General features: G+C 46.5%; 20 protein-coding genes. All 20 read left to right on the forward strand.

Features of this window, described 5'->3' with window-relative positions:
- Positions 1–812 precede the first annotated feature (812 nt).
- The 20 genes from BN1002_RS00010 to rplA all read left to right on the forward strand — a co-directional run bounded on the left by BN1002_RS00010 (position 813) and on the right by rplA (position 18,372).
- Positions 813–1,274 (forward strand): CtsR family transcriptional regulator, encoded by a 462-nt coding sequence (locus tag BN1002_RS00010; RefSeq protein ID WP_048822979.1) that lies wholly within the window; start codon positions 813–815, stop codon positions 1,272–1,274.
- Between the two features lie 39 nt (positions 1,275–1,313).
- Positions 1,314–1,862 carry a protein-arginine kinase activator protein McsA gene (locus BN1002_RS00015; protein ID WP_048827643.1) on the forward strand — a complete coding sequence of 183 codons (549 nt, stop codon included), beginning with the start codon at positions 1,314–1,316 and terminating at the stop codon, positions 1,860–1,862.
- 1 nt (position 1,863) lies between these two features.
- Positions 1,864–2,937: a protein-arginine kinase McsB gene (locus tag BN1002_RS00020; protein ID WP_048822980.1), complete on the forward strand. Its 1,074-nt coding sequence runs from the start codon at positions 1,864–1,866 to the stop codon at positions 2,935–2,937.
- A gap of 13 nt (positions 2,938–2,950) precedes the next feature.
- The gene (clpC, locus tag BN1002_RS00025; protein WP_048822981.1) at positions 2,951–5,389 is read left to right on the forward strand and encodes an ATP-dependent protease ATP-binding subunit ClpC; all 2,439 of its coding nucleotides are present in this window, start codon (positions 2,951–2,953) and stop codon (positions 5,387–5,389) included.
- A gap of 134 nt (positions 5,390–5,523) precedes the next feature.
- On the forward strand, positions 5,524–6,903 hold the full coding sequence (gene radA, locus BN1002_RS00030; RefSeq protein ID WP_048822982.1) for a DNA repair protein RadA: 1,380 nt from the start codon (positions 5,524–5,526) through the stop codon (positions 6,901–6,903).
- A 113-nt stretch (positions 6,904–7,016) separates the two neighbouring features.
- Complete coding sequence (locus BN1002_RS00035) at positions 7,017–8,099, forward strand: PIN/TRAM domain-containing protein (RefSeq protein ID WP_048822983.1); 1,083 nt, start codon at positions 7,017–7,019, stop codon at positions 8,097–8,099.
- A 43-nt stretch (positions 8,100–8,142) separates the two neighbouring features.
- Positions 8,143–8,826 carry a 2-C-methyl-D-erythritol 4-phosphate cytidylyltransferase gene (gene ispD, locus BN1002_RS00040; RefSeq protein WP_048822984.1) on the forward strand — a complete coding sequence of 228 codons (684 nt, stop codon included), beginning with the start codon at positions 8,143–8,145 and terminating at the stop codon, positions 8,824–8,826.
- 42 nt (positions 8,827–8,868) lie between these two features.
- Complete coding sequence (ispF, locus tag BN1002_RS00045) at positions 8,869–9,351, forward strand: 2-C-methyl-D-erythritol 2,4-cyclodiphosphate synthase (protein WP_048822985.1); 483 nt, start codon at positions 8,869–8,871, stop codon at positions 9,349–9,351.
- Between the two features lie 86 nt (positions 9,352–9,437).
- Positions 9,438–10,895 carry a glutamate--tRNA ligase gene (gltX, locus tag BN1002_RS00050; protein WP_048822986.1) on the forward strand — a complete coding sequence of 486 codons (1,458 nt, stop codon included), beginning with the start codon at positions 9,438–9,440 and terminating at the stop codon, positions 10,893–10,895.
- A gap of 341 nt (positions 10,896–11,236) precedes the next feature.
- On the forward strand, positions 11,237–11,908 hold the full coding sequence (cysE, locus tag BN1002_RS00055) for a serine O-acetyltransferase (protein WP_197072710.1): 672 nt from the start codon (positions 11,237–11,239) through the stop codon (positions 11,906–11,908).
- Positions 11,889–13,286 carry a cysteine--tRNA ligase gene (gene cysS, locus BN1002_RS00060; RefSeq protein ID WP_048822988.1) on the forward strand — a complete coding sequence of 466 codons (1,398 nt, stop codon included), beginning with the start codon at positions 11,889–11,891 and terminating at the stop codon, positions 13,284–13,286. Before cysE ends, cysS begins: the two co-directional genes overlap by 20 nt.
- A gap of 3 nt (positions 13,287–13,289) precedes the next feature.
- Complete coding sequence (locus tag BN1002_RS00065; RefSeq protein ID WP_048822989.1) at positions 13,290–13,718, forward strand: Mini-ribonuclease 3; 429 nt, start codon at positions 13,290–13,292, stop codon at positions 13,716–13,718.
- Positions 13,711–14,454 carry a 23S rRNA (guanosine(2251)-2'-O)-methyltransferase RlmB gene (gene rlmB, locus BN1002_RS00070; RefSeq protein ID WP_048822990.1) on the forward strand — a complete coding sequence of 248 codons (744 nt, stop codon included), beginning with the start codon at positions 13,711–13,713 and terminating at the stop codon, positions 14,452–14,454. The genes BN1002_RS00065 and rlmB overlap by 8 nt, the downstream gene beginning before the upstream one ends.
- A 2-nt stretch (positions 14,455–14,456) precedes the next feature.
- The gene (locus BN1002_RS00075; RefSeq protein ID WP_048822991.1) at positions 14,457–14,966 is read left to right on the forward strand and encodes an NYN domain-containing protein; all 510 of its coding nucleotides are present in this window, start codon (positions 14,457–14,459) and stop codon (positions 14,964–14,966) included.
- 114 nt (positions 14,967–15,080) lie between these two features.
- Positions 15,081–15,686 (forward strand): RNA polymerase sporulation sigma factor SigH, encoded by a 606-nt coding sequence (sigH, locus tag BN1002_RS00080; RefSeq protein ID WP_231575074.1) that lies wholly within the window; start codon positions 15,081–15,083, stop codon positions 15,684–15,686.
- Positions 15,687–15,794: 108 nt separating this feature from the next.
- Complete coding sequence (rpmG, locus tag BN1002_RS00085) at positions 15,795–15,944, forward strand: 50S ribosomal protein L33 (protein ID WP_048822993.1); 150 nt, start codon at positions 15,795–15,797, stop codon at positions 15,942–15,944.
- A gap of 40 nt (positions 15,945–15,984) precedes the next feature.
- Complete coding sequence (secE, locus tag BN1002_RS00090; RefSeq protein WP_048822994.1) at positions 15,985–16,167, forward strand: preprotein translocase subunit SecE; 183 nt, start codon at positions 15,985–15,987, stop codon at positions 16,165–16,167.
- Between the two features lie 149 nt (positions 16,168–16,316).
- Positions 16,317–16,850, forward strand: coding sequence for a transcription termination/antitermination protein NusG (gene nusG, locus BN1002_RS00095; RefSeq protein ID WP_048822995.1), 534 nt, complete (start codon positions 16,317–16,319; stop codon positions 16,848–16,850).
- A gap of 199 nt (positions 16,851–17,049) precedes the next feature.
- Positions 17,050–17,475: a 50S ribosomal protein L11 gene (rplK, locus tag BN1002_RS00100; RefSeq protein WP_048822996.1), complete on the forward strand. Its 426-nt coding sequence runs from the start codon at positions 17,050–17,052 to the stop codon at positions 17,473–17,475.
- Between the two features lie 198 nt (positions 17,476–17,673).
- A complete protein-coding gene (gene rplA / locus BN1002_RS00105; RefSeq protein ID WP_048822997.1) occupies positions 17,674–18,372 on the forward strand; it encodes a 50S ribosomal protein L1 in 699 nt (232 codons plus the stop codon).
- Positions 18,373–18,395: the final 23 nt, after the last annotated feature.

Raw genomic sequence — 18,395 nt, forward strand, 5'->3', positions numbered from 1 at the left:
ACGGAAGTTAAGCTTCTCAGCGCCGATGGTAGTTGGGGCCTTGCCCCTGTGAGAGTAGGACGCTGCCGGGCCACTCGAAGGCAACCCGAAAGGGTTGTCTTTTTTGGTGTTTAAAAAACCTTTTAAAAAACCCCAACGTAATTTGTTGAAACCACCTTATTTCTCCACTGAAATGAAGAATTGGGATTACCCGAGACCAGTCCTTATCGACCGCAGACTGATTTTTTCTACGCTAGGGTCGTTGAGATGGCTTCTATTCGACCGCAGACTGATTTTTTCCGCGCTACGGTCGTTGAGATGGCTCCTATTCGACCGCAGACTAATTTTTTCTACGCTACGGTCGTTGAGACGGCTTCTATTCGACCGCAGACTGATTTTTACCGCGCTACGGTCGTTGAGATGGCTTCTATTCGACCGTGGATTGATTTTATCCACGCTGTGGTCGTTGAGATCCCTCCTATTCGACCAACTTTTGCCGCGCTCTACGGTCGTTGAGTCCGCTCCTAATATCCGGTCCTTAAACCAAAGTGAATGCTATCGTCTAAAACAAATGCTGGGCACATTTATTAAAAATTGCTTTTCTTCTGCAGTAAAGAATCATCCTCTCAATCATTTAAAAAACAGCTGACGGTCGGTTGTTTAGTTTTTTGGGTAGGAGGGTAGAGGAAAAAGCCCCCATAGTTTTGATTTAGCCGGAGGTTTTGGATGTGCCGGTTTTGGTGAAAATAGGAGAGATGTAGGAATTGCAAGTACATAAGATTTTCGTGTATAATTAATGTCAAATATAGTCAAAGTCAGAAGGGGGTGGCAAGTTGAGAAATATTTCTGATATCATCGAGAATTATTTGAAGCAGGTCCTTGAATTGAGTGATGAGGATTTGGTTGAGATTAGGAGAAGCGAGATAGCAGATAAATTTCAATGTGTCCCTTCCCAGATTAATTATGTAATAAATACAAGGTTTACGATTGAACGGGGATATATGGTTGAAAGTAAGCGAGGCGGCGGCGGTTACATCAGAATTATGAAAGTGCAGTCAAATGATCATGCTCATCTTTTAGACCATATCATCTCGCTGATAAGGGACCAGGTCAGCCAAAACCGCGCTGAAGGAATTATTGCGCGGCTGGTTGAAGAGGATGTCATAACAGAAAGAGAAGCTAAAATCATGTTGAGTGTCATTGACAGGTCGATTTTGTATATTGACCTGCCGTATAGGGATGAGCTTAGGGCACGTATGCTTAAAGCCATGCTGACTACATTGAAATATAAATAAAGAGAAAGAATCCTTTACATGATAGAAGAAGGTGAAAAGATGATTTGCGATGAGTGTCAACAAAGGCCGGCAACCATGCATTTTACAAAAATACTCAATGGGCAGAAAACGGAAATCCATCTTTGTGAACATTGTGCACGCGAAAAAGGCGATTTGTTTATGATGAATGGAGGAAACGGGTTTTCAATAAATAATTTGCTTGCCGGGCTCCTCAATTTTGATAAAACCTTTCAGCAGACAGGCCGAGAAACATTCAAGCGTGAGGAAATCCTTCAATGCCCCAATTGCAAAATGACATTTCCCCAATTCGTTAAAATGGGCCGGTTCGGCTGCGCTAGCTGCTATAATACTTTTTCGGAGCAGTTAAAACCAATCCTCAGGCGACTTCATGGAGGGAATTGGACACATAATGGCAAAATTCCAAAAAGGTTTGGCGGCACCCTTCATCTTAGGAAGAAGCTGGAGGAATCCAAACAAAGGCTTAAGGAGCTTATTTCCATGGAAGAGTTTGAAAAAGCGGCTGAATTGCGTGACGAAATAAGAGCGCTCGAAAACTCGATCAGCGGGAATGCCGGGGGAGGGGAATAACTTGTCATTGGAAAACTTTTTGAGTCATGCAGTAAGTTCCTGGATGAACGAAGACGGCCCCGATTCTGATATTGTTCTAAGTTCAAGGATCCGACTGGCGCGAAATCTTGAAGAATACGATTTCCCGGCGCTTCTTTCAACTGAGGAAGGGCAGGGTATTTTAAACAAATTAAAGATAGCTGTTGAAAATTCAGACCGGTCAAGTTTTGGACAGATTGAATTTCTACCTATGCATGAGCTTCAGCCTTTGCAAAAAAGGGTCCTGGTAGAAAAACATTTAATCAGTCCCGCCCTTGCAGAGGACTCGCCTTTTGGGGCATGCCTTCTATCGGAAAATGAAGAGATTAGTGTAATGGTTAACGAAGAAGACCATATCCGGATCCAATGCCTTTTTCCTGGCCTCCAGCTTACTGAAGCTCTCCAGGCAGCAAATGAAGTCGATGACTGGCTTGAAGGGGATATCAAATATGCCTTCAATGAGGAATACGGCTATCTGACGAGCTGCCCTACAAATGTAGGGACGGGGCTCCGCGCTTCGGTAATGATGCATCTGCCGGGCCTGATTTTGACCCAGCAAATAAATGGAATCATACCTGCTATCAGCCAATTGGGCCTTGTCGTGAGAGGGATATACGGAGAGGGCAGCGAAGCACTCGGAAACATTTTTCAAATTTCCAATCAAATAACATTGGGAAAATCCGAAGAGGATATCGTTGAGGAATTAACAGGAGTTGTCAGCCAGCTGATTGCGCAGGAAAGGTCAGCGCGTGAAGCATTAGGCAAGACTTCACACATACAATTAGAAGATAGAGTGTTCCGCTCATTCGGGATTCTATCCAATAGCAGAATTATTGAAACGAAAGAGGCTGCGCAGTGTTTATCGGATGTTAGGTTGGGAATTGATATGGGGTATATAAAAAATATTTCAAGATCGATTCTTAATGAACTTATGATTCTTACTCAACCAGGGTTTCTACAGCAATATGCGGGTGGCCCACTGAGGCCGGAAGAGAGAGATATCCGTCGCGCGGCCCTGATCAGGGAACGATTAAATCTGGAAATGGACAATAGATGAGGAGGAAACGACTATGATGTTTGGCCGCTTTACTGAAAGAGCACAAAAAGTATTGGCCCTTGCCCAGGAAGAAGCAATCCGCCTTGGCCATAACAATATCGGAACCGAGCACATTTTGCTTGGCCTGGTCCGGGAGGGGGATGGGATTGCTGCCAAAGCCCTATATGGACTTGGGCTTGGCGCAGAAAAAATCCAGAATGAGGTAGAGACTTTAATCGGCAGAGGGCAGGATGTCCCTCAAACCATCCATTATACTCCGCGTGCCAAAAAAGTCATTGAGCTTTCTATGGATGAAGCGCGAAAGCTTGGCCATTCTTATGTTGGAACAGAGCATATCCTCCTCGGGCTTATCCGTGAAGGGGAAGGCGTTGCCGCGCGTGTTTTAAATAATCTTGGGGTAAGCCTGAATAAAGCGCGCCAGCAAGTATTACAGCTGTTGGGAAGCAATGAATCAGGTAGCCATCCGGGAAGTACTTCTGTCAGCGCCAATACCCCTACACTGGATAGTCTGGCGAGGGATTTGACAGTGGTGGCGAAAGAAGGAAGCCTTGACCCGGTTATTGGCCGAAGCAAGGAAATTCAGCGCGTTATTGAAGTGCTGAGCCGAAGGACAAAAAATAATCCTGTACTGATTGGCGAACCTGGCGTCGGGAAAACTGCGATTGCCGAGGGTCTTGCCCAGCAGATTGTCAATAATGAAGTACCGGAAATTCTCAGGGATAAACGGGTCATGACCCTGGATATGGGAACCGTTGTTGCCGGGACAAAGTACCGCGGTGAATTTGAGGACCGCCTGAAGAAAGTAATGGATGAGATTAGACAGGCGGGCAACATCATCCTTTTCATTGACGAGCTGCACACATTGATTGGAGCTGGCGGAGCGGAAGGCGCGATAGATGCCTCAAATATCCTCAAGCCGTCCCTTGCCCGTGGTGAATTGCAGTGCATTGGTGCGACAACACTCGATGAATACAGAAAATACATTGAAAAGGATGCCGCTCTTGAGCGGAGGTTCCAGCCAATCAGGGTTGACGAACCGACCGCTGAGGAATCGATCCAAATCCTTCAGGGGCTGCGAGACCGCTACGAAGCGCATCATAGGGTAACGATTACAGATGAAGCCATCGAGGCTGCCGTCAAGCTGTCCGACCGTTATATCTCTGACCGGTTCCTGCCCGATAAAGCCATTGACTTGATTGATGAAGCTGGCTCGAAGGTAAGGCTTCGCTCCTATACGACACCTCCAAACTTAAAGGAACTTGAATTGAAACTGGAGGAGGTCCGTAAAGAAAAGGATGCGGCAGTTCAGAGCCAGGAATTCGAAAAAGCAGCATCGCTACGAGACACGGAACAAAGGCTGCGCGAACAGCTGGACGAAACAAAGAAAAGCTGGAAAGAGCAGCAGGGCAAGGAAAACAGTGAAGTAACCGTTGAAGATATTGCCCATGTTGTCTCCAGCTGGACTGGAGTTCCAGTTTCCAAATTAGCGCAAACCGAAACAGAAAAGCTATTGAATCTTGAAGAAATCCTTCATTCGAGGGTCATTGGCCAAGAGGAAGCAGTAAAGGCAGTATCAAAAGCTGTCCGCCGAGCCAGAGCAGGCTTGAAGGATCCAAAGCGCCCGATTGGCTCGTTCATTTTCCTGGGCCCGACAGGAGTTGGGAAAACAGAGCTTGCCCGCGCATTGGCTGAAGTGATGTTCGGGGATGAGGATGCCATGATCCGGATCGATATGTCCGAATATATGGAGAAGCATTCCACTTCAAGGCTTGTCGGTTCGCCTCCTGGATATGTCGGTTACGAAGAAGGCGGCCAGCTGACCGAAAAGGTTCGCAGAAAGCCTTACTCGGTTGTACTTTTGGATGAAATCGAAAAGGCACATCCCGATGTGTTCAATATCCTTCTTCAAGTATTGGAAGATGGACGCCTGACGGACTCCAAAGGGCGAACGGTCGATTTCCGGAATACTGTCCTGATTATGACGTCCAATGTGGGTGCGGAAGCATTGAAACGGAATAAGTATGTGGGCTTCAACATCCAGGATGGGGAACAGGATTATAAGGATATGAAGGGCAAGGTGATGGAAGAGCTGAAAAAAGCATTCCGTCCAGAGTTCCTGAATAGGATCGATGAAATCATTGTCTTCCACTCGCTGGAGAAAAAGCACCTCCAGGAAATTGTCTCCCTGCTATCCGATCAGCTGGTTAAACGCTTGAATGAGCAGGATATCCAACTTGAATTGACTGCCGCGGCAAAAGGAAAAATATCTGAGGAAGGGTATGATCCTGAATACGGTGCGCGTCCATTGCGCAGGGCCATCCAGAAGCATATCGAGGACCGTCTCTCAGAAGAATTGCTTAAAGGTACATTATTGACCGGGCAGCATGTTATAATTGATGTGGATAATGGCGAGTTCACTGTGAAAACAGCAGCAAAGGATACCGTTCAGTAATACCGGCTGCTGCTCTGAGGAATGACAGCAGGCAAGGAGGTTCACGCCCGGTTATCTGGCGGCGCTTCCTTGCCTTTTTACTTCTCAGGCAAAAAGCATATATGGAAAAATATAAATAGTGGAGAGAGCGGCGGATGGCAAAACGTAAAACAAAATTCATGTGTACAAACTGTGGATATGAATCACCAAAATGGATGGGAAAATGCCCAGGCTGCGGCGAATGGAATAAGATGGTGGAAGAAATGGAGCCGGCAGCAACAAGCAGGCGCGGTGCTTTTGCCCATTCCCAGGGCACCGCTGTTGCATCTAAGGCAATGCCGATAACAGATGTGGAAACGGTAAGTGAGCCAAGGATCTACACGGAAATGGCGGAATTGAACCGGGTTCTTGGCGGCGGGGTTGTCAAAGGCTCACTCGTCCTGATTGGAGGCGACCCGGGAATCGGCAAATCGACTCTTCTCCTCCAGGTTTCATCCCAGCTCGCAAATCAAGGGCATAAAGTCCTGTATATTTCCGGTGAAGAGTCACTCAGGCAGACAAAGCTTCGCGCGGAGAGGCTCGGAGTTGCTTCAGGGAATCTTCTGGTGTACGCTGAAACCAATCTAGAAGAAATAAGCAGAACCATTGAGCAGACAAATCCCGAATTTGTCATTGTAGACTCAATCCAGACGGTTTTTCATCCAGAGGTCACCTCGGCGCCCGGCAGCGTTTCGCAAGTCAGGGAATGTACGGCGGAACTGATGAGAATCGGTAAAACAAAAGGGATTGCCATCTTTATTGTGGGCCATGTCACGAAGGAAGGGAATATCGCAGGTCCGCGGCTGCTGGAGCATATGGTGGATACTGTCCTCTATTTCGAAGGGGAACGGCACCATACGTATCGGATCCTGCGGGCTGTCAAAAATAGATTCGGTTCAACCAATGAAATGGGTATTTTTGAAATGAAAGAGGAAGGGCTAGAGGAAGTTGAAAACCCTTCTGAGATTTTCCTTGAGGAAAGATCCCGGGGAGCAGCCGGTTCTACCGTAGTGGCTTCAATGGAGGGGACCAGGCCGGTGCTTGTTGAAATTCAGGCCCTCATTTCTCCTACAAGTTTCGGAAACCCAAGGAGGATGGCGACGGGAATTGACCATAACCGGGTTCCGCTATTAATGGCTGTCCTTGAAAAAAGAGTCGGGATGCTCCTGCAAAACCAAGACGCTTATTTGAAGGTTGCTGGCGGTGTAAAGTTGGATGAGCCAGCCATTGACCTGGCCGTTGCGGTCAGCATTGCTTCAAGCTTCAGGGATAAACCTACAAGGCCCACAGACTGCATTATAGGCGAAGTCGGCCTTACCGGCGAAGTAAGGCGTGTCTCAAGGATTGAACAGCGTGTCCAGGAGGCGGCAAAGCTCGGTTTTGAACGGGTGATCCTTCCCGCTAATAATCTTGGGGGCTGGACAGGGCCGAAGGGGCTTGAGCTTATCGGTGTCTCTACGGTCAGCGAAGCGCTGAAGGCGGCTCTCGGAGAGTAAGGGGCCGTTGGCGGAAAAAGCAGGCTTTAATTATGGCAAATAAGGAAATTAATAGGAAAAATAAGGTTTCAATCCGGGGTTTTTGTTTATAATGAGAAGAAGGAGGTGAAGGCATGTTAAAACGCATTGTTCAAGCATGTTTCCTAATCATCGGGGGAACGCTTGGAATCTTTTTAATTCCGCCATTATTAAAAGTTATAGGTGCGGATGGTATATCGCTGTTGAATAATTCCTATATGGCAGCAATTATAGGTGCAATCATTTTTTATTTTCTTACTTTTTGGGCTGTAGAGTATGTAATAAATTTTGTAAAATGGCTTGAGGATACGCTTGTCCGGGTTCCGGTAACTGATGTCCTATTCGGAAGCCTCGGGCTTACATTCGGCTTAATCGTTGCTTTTTTAATCGGGTTTGCGCTGAATGCCATTGAGCTTCCGGTCGTGAATACAGTTGCGCCAATTCTTCTTACTCTGTTATTTGGCTACCTCGGTTTTCAGGTCGGCTTTAAAAAGCGGGATGAAATGATGAGCCTTTTTACGAGCAAGAAGAAAAAGGCAACGGAAGAAGATCACGAAAAGCCGGCTGCCCTTTCTCTTAAAATATTGGATACGAGTGTCATAATCGACGGAAGGATTGCGGATATCTGCCAGACTGGTTTCCTGGAAGGGACAATTGTCATTCCGCGTTTCGTGCTTGAAGAGCTTCAGCATATTGCCGATTCTTCTGATGTCCTGAAACGAAACCGGGGAAGACGGGGACTTGATATCCTGAACCGCATCCAAAAAGAAATCGCAGTAAATGTAGAAATCAGTGAAACGGATTTCGATGACATTCAAGAAGTGGACAGCAAGCTTGTCAAGCTGGCGAAGAAAACAGGCGGAACCCTTGTAACCAATGATTTTAATCTTAATAAGGTCAGTGAGTTTCAGAATGTATCGGTATTGAACATTAATGATCTTGCCAATGCAGTGAAACCGGTTGTCCTTCCGGGGGAAGAATTGAGCGTCCAGGTCATCAAGGACGGCAAGGAGCACCACCAGGGTGTCGCCTATCTGGATGACGGGACAATGATCGTCGTTGAAGAGGGCCGGGAATACATTGGCAAAAGAATTGATGTCATGGTTACCAGTGTCCTTCAAACATCGGCGGGCAGGATGATCTTTGCCAAACCGAAGCTTTATGAAAAAGCGCTATAGGGTCAGAAATATTGCACTATACTTATGAATTTGGGGTTTTCTTATGTCTTATCAGGTGATTCTTCCGGCCGCGGGCCAGGGGAAGAGAATGGGAGCGGGAATCAATAAGCTTTTGTTAGAACTCAACAACATGCCTGTCCTCATTCACACACTTTTGGCATTTGAAAGTGACGAGGACTGCGATGGCATGATCCTGGCGGTAAACCCGGACGAGCAGGAGCAGATTAAAAGTCTTCTTGATAAATATAAAATTAAAAAGCAGGTCATTTTTGCGACGGGAGGGACCGAGCGCCAGCAAAGTGTGTACAGCGGCCTTAAAGCTGTCAGGGGCTCGAGTCTCGTCCTTGTCCATGATGCCGCCCGCCCTTTCATCACAAAAGGGTTGATCCAGGCTCTCGTCGAGGCTGCTGAACGTGATGGAGCGGCAATTGCCGCGGTTCCAGTGAAGGATACTGTTAAAAAAGTGGCCGAAAATCATGTCGTGGAAACGATCGAACGTTCCAGCTTGTGGGCTGTCCAAACCCCACAGGCTTTTCGCGTTTCTGTCCTAATGGAAGCCCATGAAAAAGCAGATTCGGAAAGGTTTCTGGGAACGGATGATGCAAGCCTAGTGGAAAGGCTGCCGCATCCGGTTGCTGTCGTGCCAGGCGACTATAACAATATCAAGCTGACAACCCGTGAAGACCTTGTCTTCGCGGAGGCTATCTTAAAACAGCGGGCGAAGTGAGCCGGCATCCAAATAATCAGATGTTTAAAGGAGATAGGTAAAATGTTTCGGATCGGACAGGGATTTGATGTTCACCAGCTATCGGAAGGGCGCCCCCTCATCATCGGGGGGATTACCATTCCATATGAGAAAGGCCTTCTTGGCCATTCGGACGCAGATGTTCTTTTGCATACAGTCGCGGATGCCTGCCTTGGTGCGATTGGGGCAGGAGATATCGGAAAGCATTTTCCGGATACGGATGAAGCCTTCAAGGACGCTGATTCAGCAAAATTGCTCGAGCATGTCTGGGGGCTTGTAAAGGAGCAGGGGTATGAACTGTGCAATGCGGACTGCACCATCATTGCCCAAAAACCGAAAATGGCTCCCTATATTGGCGAGATGAAGGAAAGGATCGCTGAATTACTGGAGGCTGACCCCAGCCAAGTGAATGTAAAGGCGACTACAACAGAAAAACTCGGTTTTACAGGAAGAGGAGAAGGAATCGCTTCCCAGGTGGCCGTTCTTTTGCAAAAAAGAAGCAGATAGAAATTGAGCGGGCTTTCGGCTTTACGGTCAAAGTGGTAAAATGAAATGATAAAAGCAATTCAGTAGCAATTTTTAGGAGGATTTTTATGTCAAATAAAGTTCGCGTACGGTATGCGCCAAGCCCGACAGGACATTTACATATTGGCAACGCCCGTACCGCGCTTTTTAATTACTTGTTCGCACGCAGCCAGGGCGGCACATTTGTCATCCGGATTGAGGATACAGATAAGAAACGGAATATCGAAGGCGGCGAGCAAAGCCAGCTGAAATATTTGAAGTGGCTCGGCATCGACTGGGATGAAAGTGTCGATAAGGACGGCGGCTTCGGTCCGTACAGGCAGTCTGAACGGAATGAGATTTATAAGAAATATTATACGAAACTGATTGAAGAGGGCCATGCCTACAAATGTTATTGCACCGAGGAAGAACTTGAGGCTGAGCGTGAAGAGCAATCAGCACGAGGAGAAACGCCCCAATACTCGGGAAAATGCCGGAATTTGACGAAAGAAGAACAGCAGCGCCTTGAGGATGAAGGCCGTCAGCCAAGCATCCGCTTAAAGGTACCGCAGGGAAAAACCTATTCGTTCGATGATATGGTAAAAGGCATTGTTGCATTTGAGTCGGAAGGCATGGGCGACTGGGTCATGATTAAAAAAGACGGGACGCCAACATACAATTTTGCGGTTGCTATTGATGACCACCTGATGGAAATATCCCATGTCCTTCGCGGCGATGATCATATTTCCAATACGCCGAAGCAGCTGATGGTTTATGAAGCCCTTGGCTGGGAAGCGCCTATATTTGGCCATATGACGCTGATTGTCAATGAAAGTCGCAAGAAATTGAGCAAGCGTGATGAATCCATTATCCAGTTCATTGAACAATATGAAGAACTGGGCTATTTGCCTGAAGCGCTGTTCAACTTTATCGGGCTGCTCGGCTGGTCGCCAGCGGGAGAAGAGGAGATCTTCTCAAAAGAGGAATTCATTGAAAAGTTCGACCCGGCCAGGCTGTCAAAGTCGCCTGCCTTATTCGATAAGCAAAAGCTTGCATGGATGAACAACCAGTATGTAAAAAAGGCTGACCTTGACAGGCTGGTTGGTATAACACTCCCGCATCTTGTCAAAGCCGGGCTTGTAAAGCCGGAACTCGAAGGAGCGGAGAAGGAGTGGGTCGTCAGTTTGATCGCACTTTTCCAGGAAAAAATGAGTTACGGAGCGGAAATCGTCGCTCTTTCCGACATTTTTTTCCAGGAGGACCTGAATCCGGATGAGGAAGCAAAAGCTGTGCTTGCTGAAGAGCAAGTGCCGGAAGTGATGGAAGCGTTCCTTGGCGAAATCGATAAGCTGGAGGCGTTCAAAGCGGATGGAATCCAAGCGGCGATGAAGGCTGTGCAGAAGTCAACAGGCCACAAAGGGAAGAAGCTATTCATGCCAATCCGCGCTGCGGTGACAGGCCAGACACATGGACCGGACCTCCCAAAAACCATTGAATTGCTTGGGAAGGATAAAGTTCAAAAAAGATTGCGAAATTTAATTAGTTAACAATTGGCCTAAAATGGTATATACTGTAGAGTAATCAAATAGCACGAAAACGAAGACGGGGAAAAGTAGAAAAATGATGCTTAAAAGAGAGAACCATCACCGGCTGAAAGTGGTTCAGGCCTCTCGCTTTTTTGAAATGCACCCCTGAGTCCTGCCCGAACCGGCGAAAGCCGCAGTAGGAGACAGGCGGCACCTGCCGTTAATAGGTTTAAGTTGGGGCTGGATCCTTTTTGCAAAAAGGAACATGCCCAAACAGAGTGGAACCGCGCACAAGCGTCTCTGTCTTTTAGGACAGAGGCGTTTTTTTATGGAAAAAGATATTTCCTTAGCAGGGAGGGAAAATGATGTTTAAGACGATCAGGGAAGATATTGATGTGGTGTTTGAACAAGATCCGGCGGCGAGGAGCACTTTCGAAGTCGTGCTGACATACTCCGGCCTTCATGCCATTTGGTCCCATCGAATCGCGCATGCATTATTTAAGAGGAAATTTTTCTTTTTGGCAAGATTGATTTCCCAAATCAGCCGCTTTTTTACCGGCATTGAAATACATCCGGGTGCCCAAATCGGCCGTCGTTTCTTTATTGATCACGGCATGGGGGTGGTCATTGGTGAAACATGTGAAATCGGGGATAATGTTACTGTATACCAGGGCGTCACTCTTGGGGGTACCGGGAAAGAGAAAGGAAAGCGCCATCCGACAATACTCGATAATGCGCTTATTGCTGCGGGAGCGAAAGTTCTCGGCTCGATTACAATCGGGGAACATGCCAAGGTTGGCGCGGGTTCCGTCGTCTTAAAGGATGTGCCTGCGCATTCGACAGTTGTCGGCATTCCTGGGAAAGTCGTCATCCAAAATGGGGTGAAGGTCGGCAGGGAGCTTGACCATACAGATCTTCCGGATCCGACCGGCGACCGCTTCAGGGAACTGGAAAGGGAAATGGAACAATTAAAACAAACACTTCAAGCGATTCAACAGAGAGGAGCCAACGAACATGGCGATTCAGCTTTATAATACATTGACAAGAAAAAAAGAACTTTTCGTTCCCTTGGAAGAGGGGAAAGTAAAAATGTACGTCTGCGGACCGACCGTATATAACTATATCCATATAGGAAATTCGCGTCCCGCAATAGTGTTTGATACGGTGAGAAGATATTTCGAATTCCGCGGATATGAGGTGAATTTCATCTCTAATTTTACCGACGTGGATGACAAGCTGATCAGGGCGGCGAAAGAGCTGGGCGAGGATGTTCCGGCGATTGCGGAGAGATTTATTGACGCTTATTTCGAGGATGTGTCCGCGCTTGGCTGCAAAAAAGCTGATGTCCATCCGCGTGTGACGGAGAATATGGATATTATTATTGATTTTATCGCTTCTTTAATAGAAAAAGGATTTGCCTACGAAACGGGCGGCGATGTCTATTACAGAACAAGAAGGTTTGATGGCTACGGGAAGCTTTCACACCAATCCATCGATGAATTAAAGGTCGGCGCAAGGATTGAAAGAGGCGAAAAGAAGGAGGATGCCCTTGATTTTGCCCTCTGGAAAGCGGCCAAGGAAGGCGAAATCTCTTGGGACAGCCCATGGGGCAAAGGCCGTCCTGGCTGGCATATCGAATGCTCGGCAATGGCAAGAAAGTACCTTGGCGATACGATCGATATACATGCAGGCGGGCAGGATCTTGCTTTCCCGCATCATGAAAATGAAATTGCCCAATCAGAGGCTTTGACAGGCAAGACATTTGCCCGCTATTGGATGCATAATGGCTATATTAATATAGATAATGAAAAAATGTCGAAGTCACTTGGCAATTTCGTTCTGGTCCATGACATTATTAAAAACCATGATCCCCAGGTTCTCCGCTTTTTCATGCTGTCGGTCCATTATCGGAATCCGATCAATTATAGTGAAGAGCTATTGGAAAATACGAAGGCGGCTTTTGAAAGAATCAAGACATCTTATCAAAACTTGATGCATCGGAGGAAATCCAGTACTGGCCTCACAGACGATAACTGCCAATGGGTTAAGCAAATTGGTGTTTTAAGAGAGCAGTTCATCAAGGAAATGGATGATGATTTTAATACAGCGAATGGCATCTCAGTCCTATTCGATTTATCCAAGCTCGCAAACCAATACTTATTGGAGAAAAATACTGCCGTTGAAGTCATTGACCTGTTTACAAAACAGTTCGAGGAATTGTTCGGTGTGCTTGGCCTGAAAATAGGGGCTGAAGAGCTGCTTGATGAGGAAATCGAGTCACTGATTCAAAAGCGCAATCAGGCCAGGAAAGACCGTGACTTCAAACTGTCGGATGAAATCAGGGACCAATTGAAAGAGATGAATATTATTTTAGAAGATACGCCTCAAGGCACGAGATGGAAAAGAGGCTAAAGAATGCTCCAGTATGAAACCGATATTGATGAAAAACAATTGAATAGCCTGGCGCTTGCCTACATGGGGGATGCGGTGCTCGAGATTTATGTCCGGCGCCACCTCCTCCAGTGCGGCAGGGTCAAGCCTCATCGTCTTCATGCAGATGCGACGAGGTATGTTTCGGCAAAAGCCCAGTCACAAATACTTTTTTATTTTCTTGAAAGTGAAGTCCTTACGGAAGAAGAGCTTGCGGTTGTTAAACGAGGCAGGAATGCAAAGTCCGGTTCTGTTCCTAAAAACACCGATGTTGTTACTTATCGCCACAGCACTGCATTCGAGGCATTAATGGGGTCTTTGTATTTAGCGGGAAATATTTCCCGCCTGGAAGAACTGATCGTCAAGGCATTCGAGTATGTAGAGGATAGGAAAGGAAGGGTTAAGGATGAGTGAGGATATCATCATTGGCAAAAACCCCGTCCTGGAGGCATTAAGGTCCAACCGGGATATTAATAAAATCCTGATTGCCGAAGGGTCCCAACGAGGGCAAATGCAGCAGATTACAGAATTGGCCAAAGAAGGGAACGTCATTGTCCAATACGTACCGAAGAAGAAAATAGACCAGCTGACAGAGGGAAACCACCAAGGGGTATTGGCCTATGTTGCTGCCTACCAATACGCAGAGGTGGATGACTTGTTTGCCGCGGCTGAAAGGAAAGGGGAAGTGCCGTTTTTCCTTATCCTTGATGAGATTGAAGATCCACATAATCTTGGATCGATCATGAGAACGGCTGATGCATCAGGTGCCCACGGCATTATTATCCCGAAGCGCCGTGCGGTCGGCCTTACACAGACGGTGGCAAAGGCGTCTACAGGGGCAATCGAATATATTCCCGTTGCGCGTGTCACAAATCTAGCAAGGACGATTGACGAATTGAAGGAGCGCGGCGTCTGGATTGCGGGAACAGATGCAAAGGGCAGCCATGATTACCGGAAACAGGATTTCACCATGCCGATCGGGCTAGTCATTGGCAGTGAAGGAAAAGGGATGGGCCGGCTGATAAGAGAAAAATGTGATTTCCTCGTTCGTTTGCCGATGGCCGGAAGGGTGACTTCGTTGAATGCATCTGTAGCGGCTGCATTACTGATGTATGAAGTATACCGGAGCCGCAACCCGCTAGAGGGCTGAAAATGGATATCCTACTCGTTGACGGCTATAACATCATTGGTGCGTGGCCGGAGTTAAGGGAATTGAAAAACAGGGATCTGGCGGCCGCGAGGGACAGGCTGGTCGAATTGATGGCCGAATATCAAGGTTACTCCGGATATCGGGTTATCATTGTTTTTGATGCCCACTATGTCCAGGGGATTGAGACAAAGGTAAAAAACCATAAGGTTGAAGTCATTTATACGAAGGAAAATGAAACAGCGGATGAACGGATTGAGAAGCTGGCAAAAGAGCTTAACAATCGAAGAACCCAAATCCACGTTGCAACATCCGATTTTACCGAGCAATGGGTCATTTTTGGACAAGGGGCGTTACGAAAGTCAGCGCGGGAACTTTTTTTGGAAATGTCCATGCTGGAAAAAACGATTGAAAAAAGTGTGCGCAGTATCCAGGAAACCAAGCCTGTCACCCGTATTCCGATAAGCGAAGATTTGGCAGAAATCTTTGAAAAATGGCGAAGGGGGCAAAAGTAACATTGACGCTTAAATTTTACCTGCTGTATAATATTTCTAACTATGCATGTGCATGCGAGGGGGATCTCAGTGAGTGTGGATGTTAGTTCGAGAGCAGGCAATGAGTTTCTGGTTATGGAAGATGAAGAAATCGTATATTTAGTGCATAGCGGCAACAGTGAAGCTCTGGATTACTTGATCCACAAATACCGCAACTTTGTCAGGGCGAAAGCGCGGTCTTATTTCCTGATTGGTGCCGATAAGGAAGATATTGTCCAGGAGGGCATGATCGGCCTTTATAAGGCGATCAGGGATTTTCGGGATGATAAGCTTACTTCCTTTAAGGCGTTTGCCGAGCTTTGTATTACAAGGCAGATTATTACGGCAATCAAAACGGCCACCAGGCAAAAGCATATCCCCCTGAATTCCTACGTGTCTTTGGACAAGCCGATTTTCGATGATGAATCCGACCGGACATTGATGGATGTCCTTAGCGGCACGAAAGTAATGGATCCGGAACAGCTTATCATCAACCAGGAAGAATTCGATCATATTGAAATAAAAATGAGCGAGTTGCTGAGCGACTTAGAGCGAAAAGTCCTTGCCCTTTACCTTGACGGGCAGTCCTATCAGGAAATATCGGAAGAATTGAATCGTCATGTAAAGTCAATAGACAATGCCCTTCAGCGTGTCAAAAGAAAACTGGAACGCTATTTGGAAATAAGGGAATATTCACATTGACACCGAAAGTGATATTTCTTTTATTTGAAACCCTTTCCAGTGCTTATTGACAGTAACTGGTCCGCATGTTACAGTTTTAGGGACAAAAAATTGGCAGCAGGTGACAAAATGGCAAAAAAGGCAGTCCTTGCCTGTACAATTTGCGGTTCGAGGAATTATACGACAGCCGCTAGCACCCAGGCACAGAATGAACGGCTTGAGTTAAAAAAGTACTGTAAAACCTGCAATGCTTCAACGGTTCATAAGGAAACAAGATAGCCGGCAGGATTGGCATACAAGATAGATGGAGGTTACAACGATGCAGCGCGTAACAAAGTTTTTTCGCGAAGTTTCTCGCGAAATGAGGAAAGTCAGCTGGCCGAGGCGGGAAGAACTAACCCGTTATACAATCACAGTTATCACAACTGTAGCGATTTTCGCTGTTTTCTTCGCGGCAATCGATATGGGCATTTCAAAGTTGATTCGCTTTATTCTTGAATAAATAGAACCTGTTCATGGTATAATGGGAAATAATGCAGGAAATTTTTACAAAGCCCGGTTCAACGGGTTTTTTCATTTGGTGTAAAACATTGGTGCAGTAAAGTGCGAAATAGAAAACGCAGGGAGGGACGGACGTTAAAGTCCTTTTAAATGGAAAAGAATTGGTATGTGGTCCATACTTACTCCGGATACGAAAACAAGGTGAAAGCAAACCTGGAGAAGCGTGTTGAATCAATGGGAATGCAGGATAAAATATTCCGCGTAGTTGTTCCGGAAGAAGAAGAAACAGATTTTAAAAACGGTAAGAAAAAAACCGTAAAGCGGAAAGTATTCCCTGGGTATGTCCTGGTTGAGATCGTCATGACAGACGACTCATGGTATGTTGTCCGCAATACGCCGGGTGTAACCGGATTTGTGGGTTCAGCCGGTTCGGGCTCTAAGCCGACTCCGCTCCTGCCTGAAGAAGTTTCCGTCATCTTAAGGCGCATGGGAGTAGAAGAAAAACGAGTCGATGTCAATTTTGAAATCGGGGAGACCGTAAGGGTGAAAGAAGGTCCGTTTACTGATAAAACAGGTATCATCGAAGAGATGGATAAAACAAAATCCAAGCTGCGTGTACTTGTTGATATGTTCGGCCGTGACACCCCTGTGGAACTCGATTTTTCACAAATTGAAAAATTATAACATAAGAAAAATATTCAGATCTTGTAAAATAGCTTGAAATCAAAAGTGAAAAGTGGTAACATTTCAAAGGTCAGTATGTCTTGGACTAAACAAACCGGACATTTGCCAAGCTCTTTATGTAAATAAAGGCTTTTATATTGAGTGGGAGGGGGATACCCCCTGTTTACCACATCACGGACTTTTTAAGGAGGTGTGTCTCGTGGCTAAAAAAGTAATTAAGGTAGTTAAATTGCAAATTCCTGCTGGGAAAGCGAATCCGGCGCCACCGGTTGGTCCTGCATTGGGTCAGGCTGGTGTAAACATCATGGGATTCTGTAAGGAATTTAACGCCCGTACAGCAGACCAGGCAGGTCTGATTATTCCTGTTGAAATTACGGTATTTGAAGACCGTTCCTTTACATTTATTACGAAAACTCCCCCTGCTGCAGTTCTTTTGAAAGTAGCAGCCGGAATCCAGTCTGGTTCAGGCCAGCCTAACCGTAATAAAGTAGCAACAGTCAAGCGCGATAAAGTGCGCGAGATTGCTGAACAGAAAATGCCTGACCTGAATGCGGCCAGCGTTGAAGCAGCAATGCGCATGGTTGAAGGTACAGCGCGCAGCATGGGTATCACGATCGAAGACTAATCCATGCAGAACTGTTAAGGGTTGATAGGGGGTTGCGTAGATGATTTATCACACGCAACCTTTGTTCTGTCAGGCGGCCCGCAGGCTTGCCGATACAGAGAGCCGGGTACAACCGGCTTTGGCGCCGTCATAAGGCGCTTCCGCTTTTAACGTGGGAGGTCCATCCGTTAAAACCACAATTCAAGGAGGAAATTTAAAATGGCTAAGAAAAGCAGAAAGTATCAAGAAGCCGCTAAGCTTGTCGATCGTACAAAAGCTTATCCGGTAGGCGAAGCAATCGAGCTTGCCAAAAAAACAAACTACACTAAATTTGATGCGACTGTAGAAGTTGCTTTCCGCCTCGGCGTTGATCCGAAGAAAGCTGACCAGCAAATCCGTGGAGCGGTAGTGCTTCCTAACGGAACTGGTAAAACACAGCGCGTCCTTGTTTTTGCAAAAGGTGAAAAAGCCAAAGAAGCAGAAGCAGCAGGCGCGGATTATGTAGGCGATGCAGAGTATATCAACAAAATCCAGCAAGGTTGGTTCGAATTCGATGTTATCGTTGCGACTCCTGACATGATGGGTGAAGTTGGTAAACTTGGCCGTACACTTGGACCAAAAGGCCTGATGCCTAACCCTAAAACAGGAACCGTTACTTTTGATGTAACGAAAGCAATCGGCGAAATCAAAGCAGGTAAAGTTGAATACCGCGTTGATAAAGCTGGGAACATCCATGTTCCAATCGGCAAAGTCTCTTTCGAGGACGAGAAGCTTGTTGAGAACTTCAAGACTGTTTTTGAAACAATGGTCAAAGTTAAGCCATCAGCTGCGAAAGGCACTTACATGAAGACTGTTACAGTTTCTTCTACAATGGGCCCTGGCGTAAAAGTTGACCCAGCTTCCGTTACAACGAAATAATTGTTGACAGAAACATTTAAGTT

It is taken from the genome of Bacillus sp. B-jedd (genome assembly GCF_000821085.1).
In the GTDB taxonomy this organism is placed as follows: Bacteria; Bacillota; Bacilli; order Bacillales; family Cytobacillaceae; genus Bacillus_D.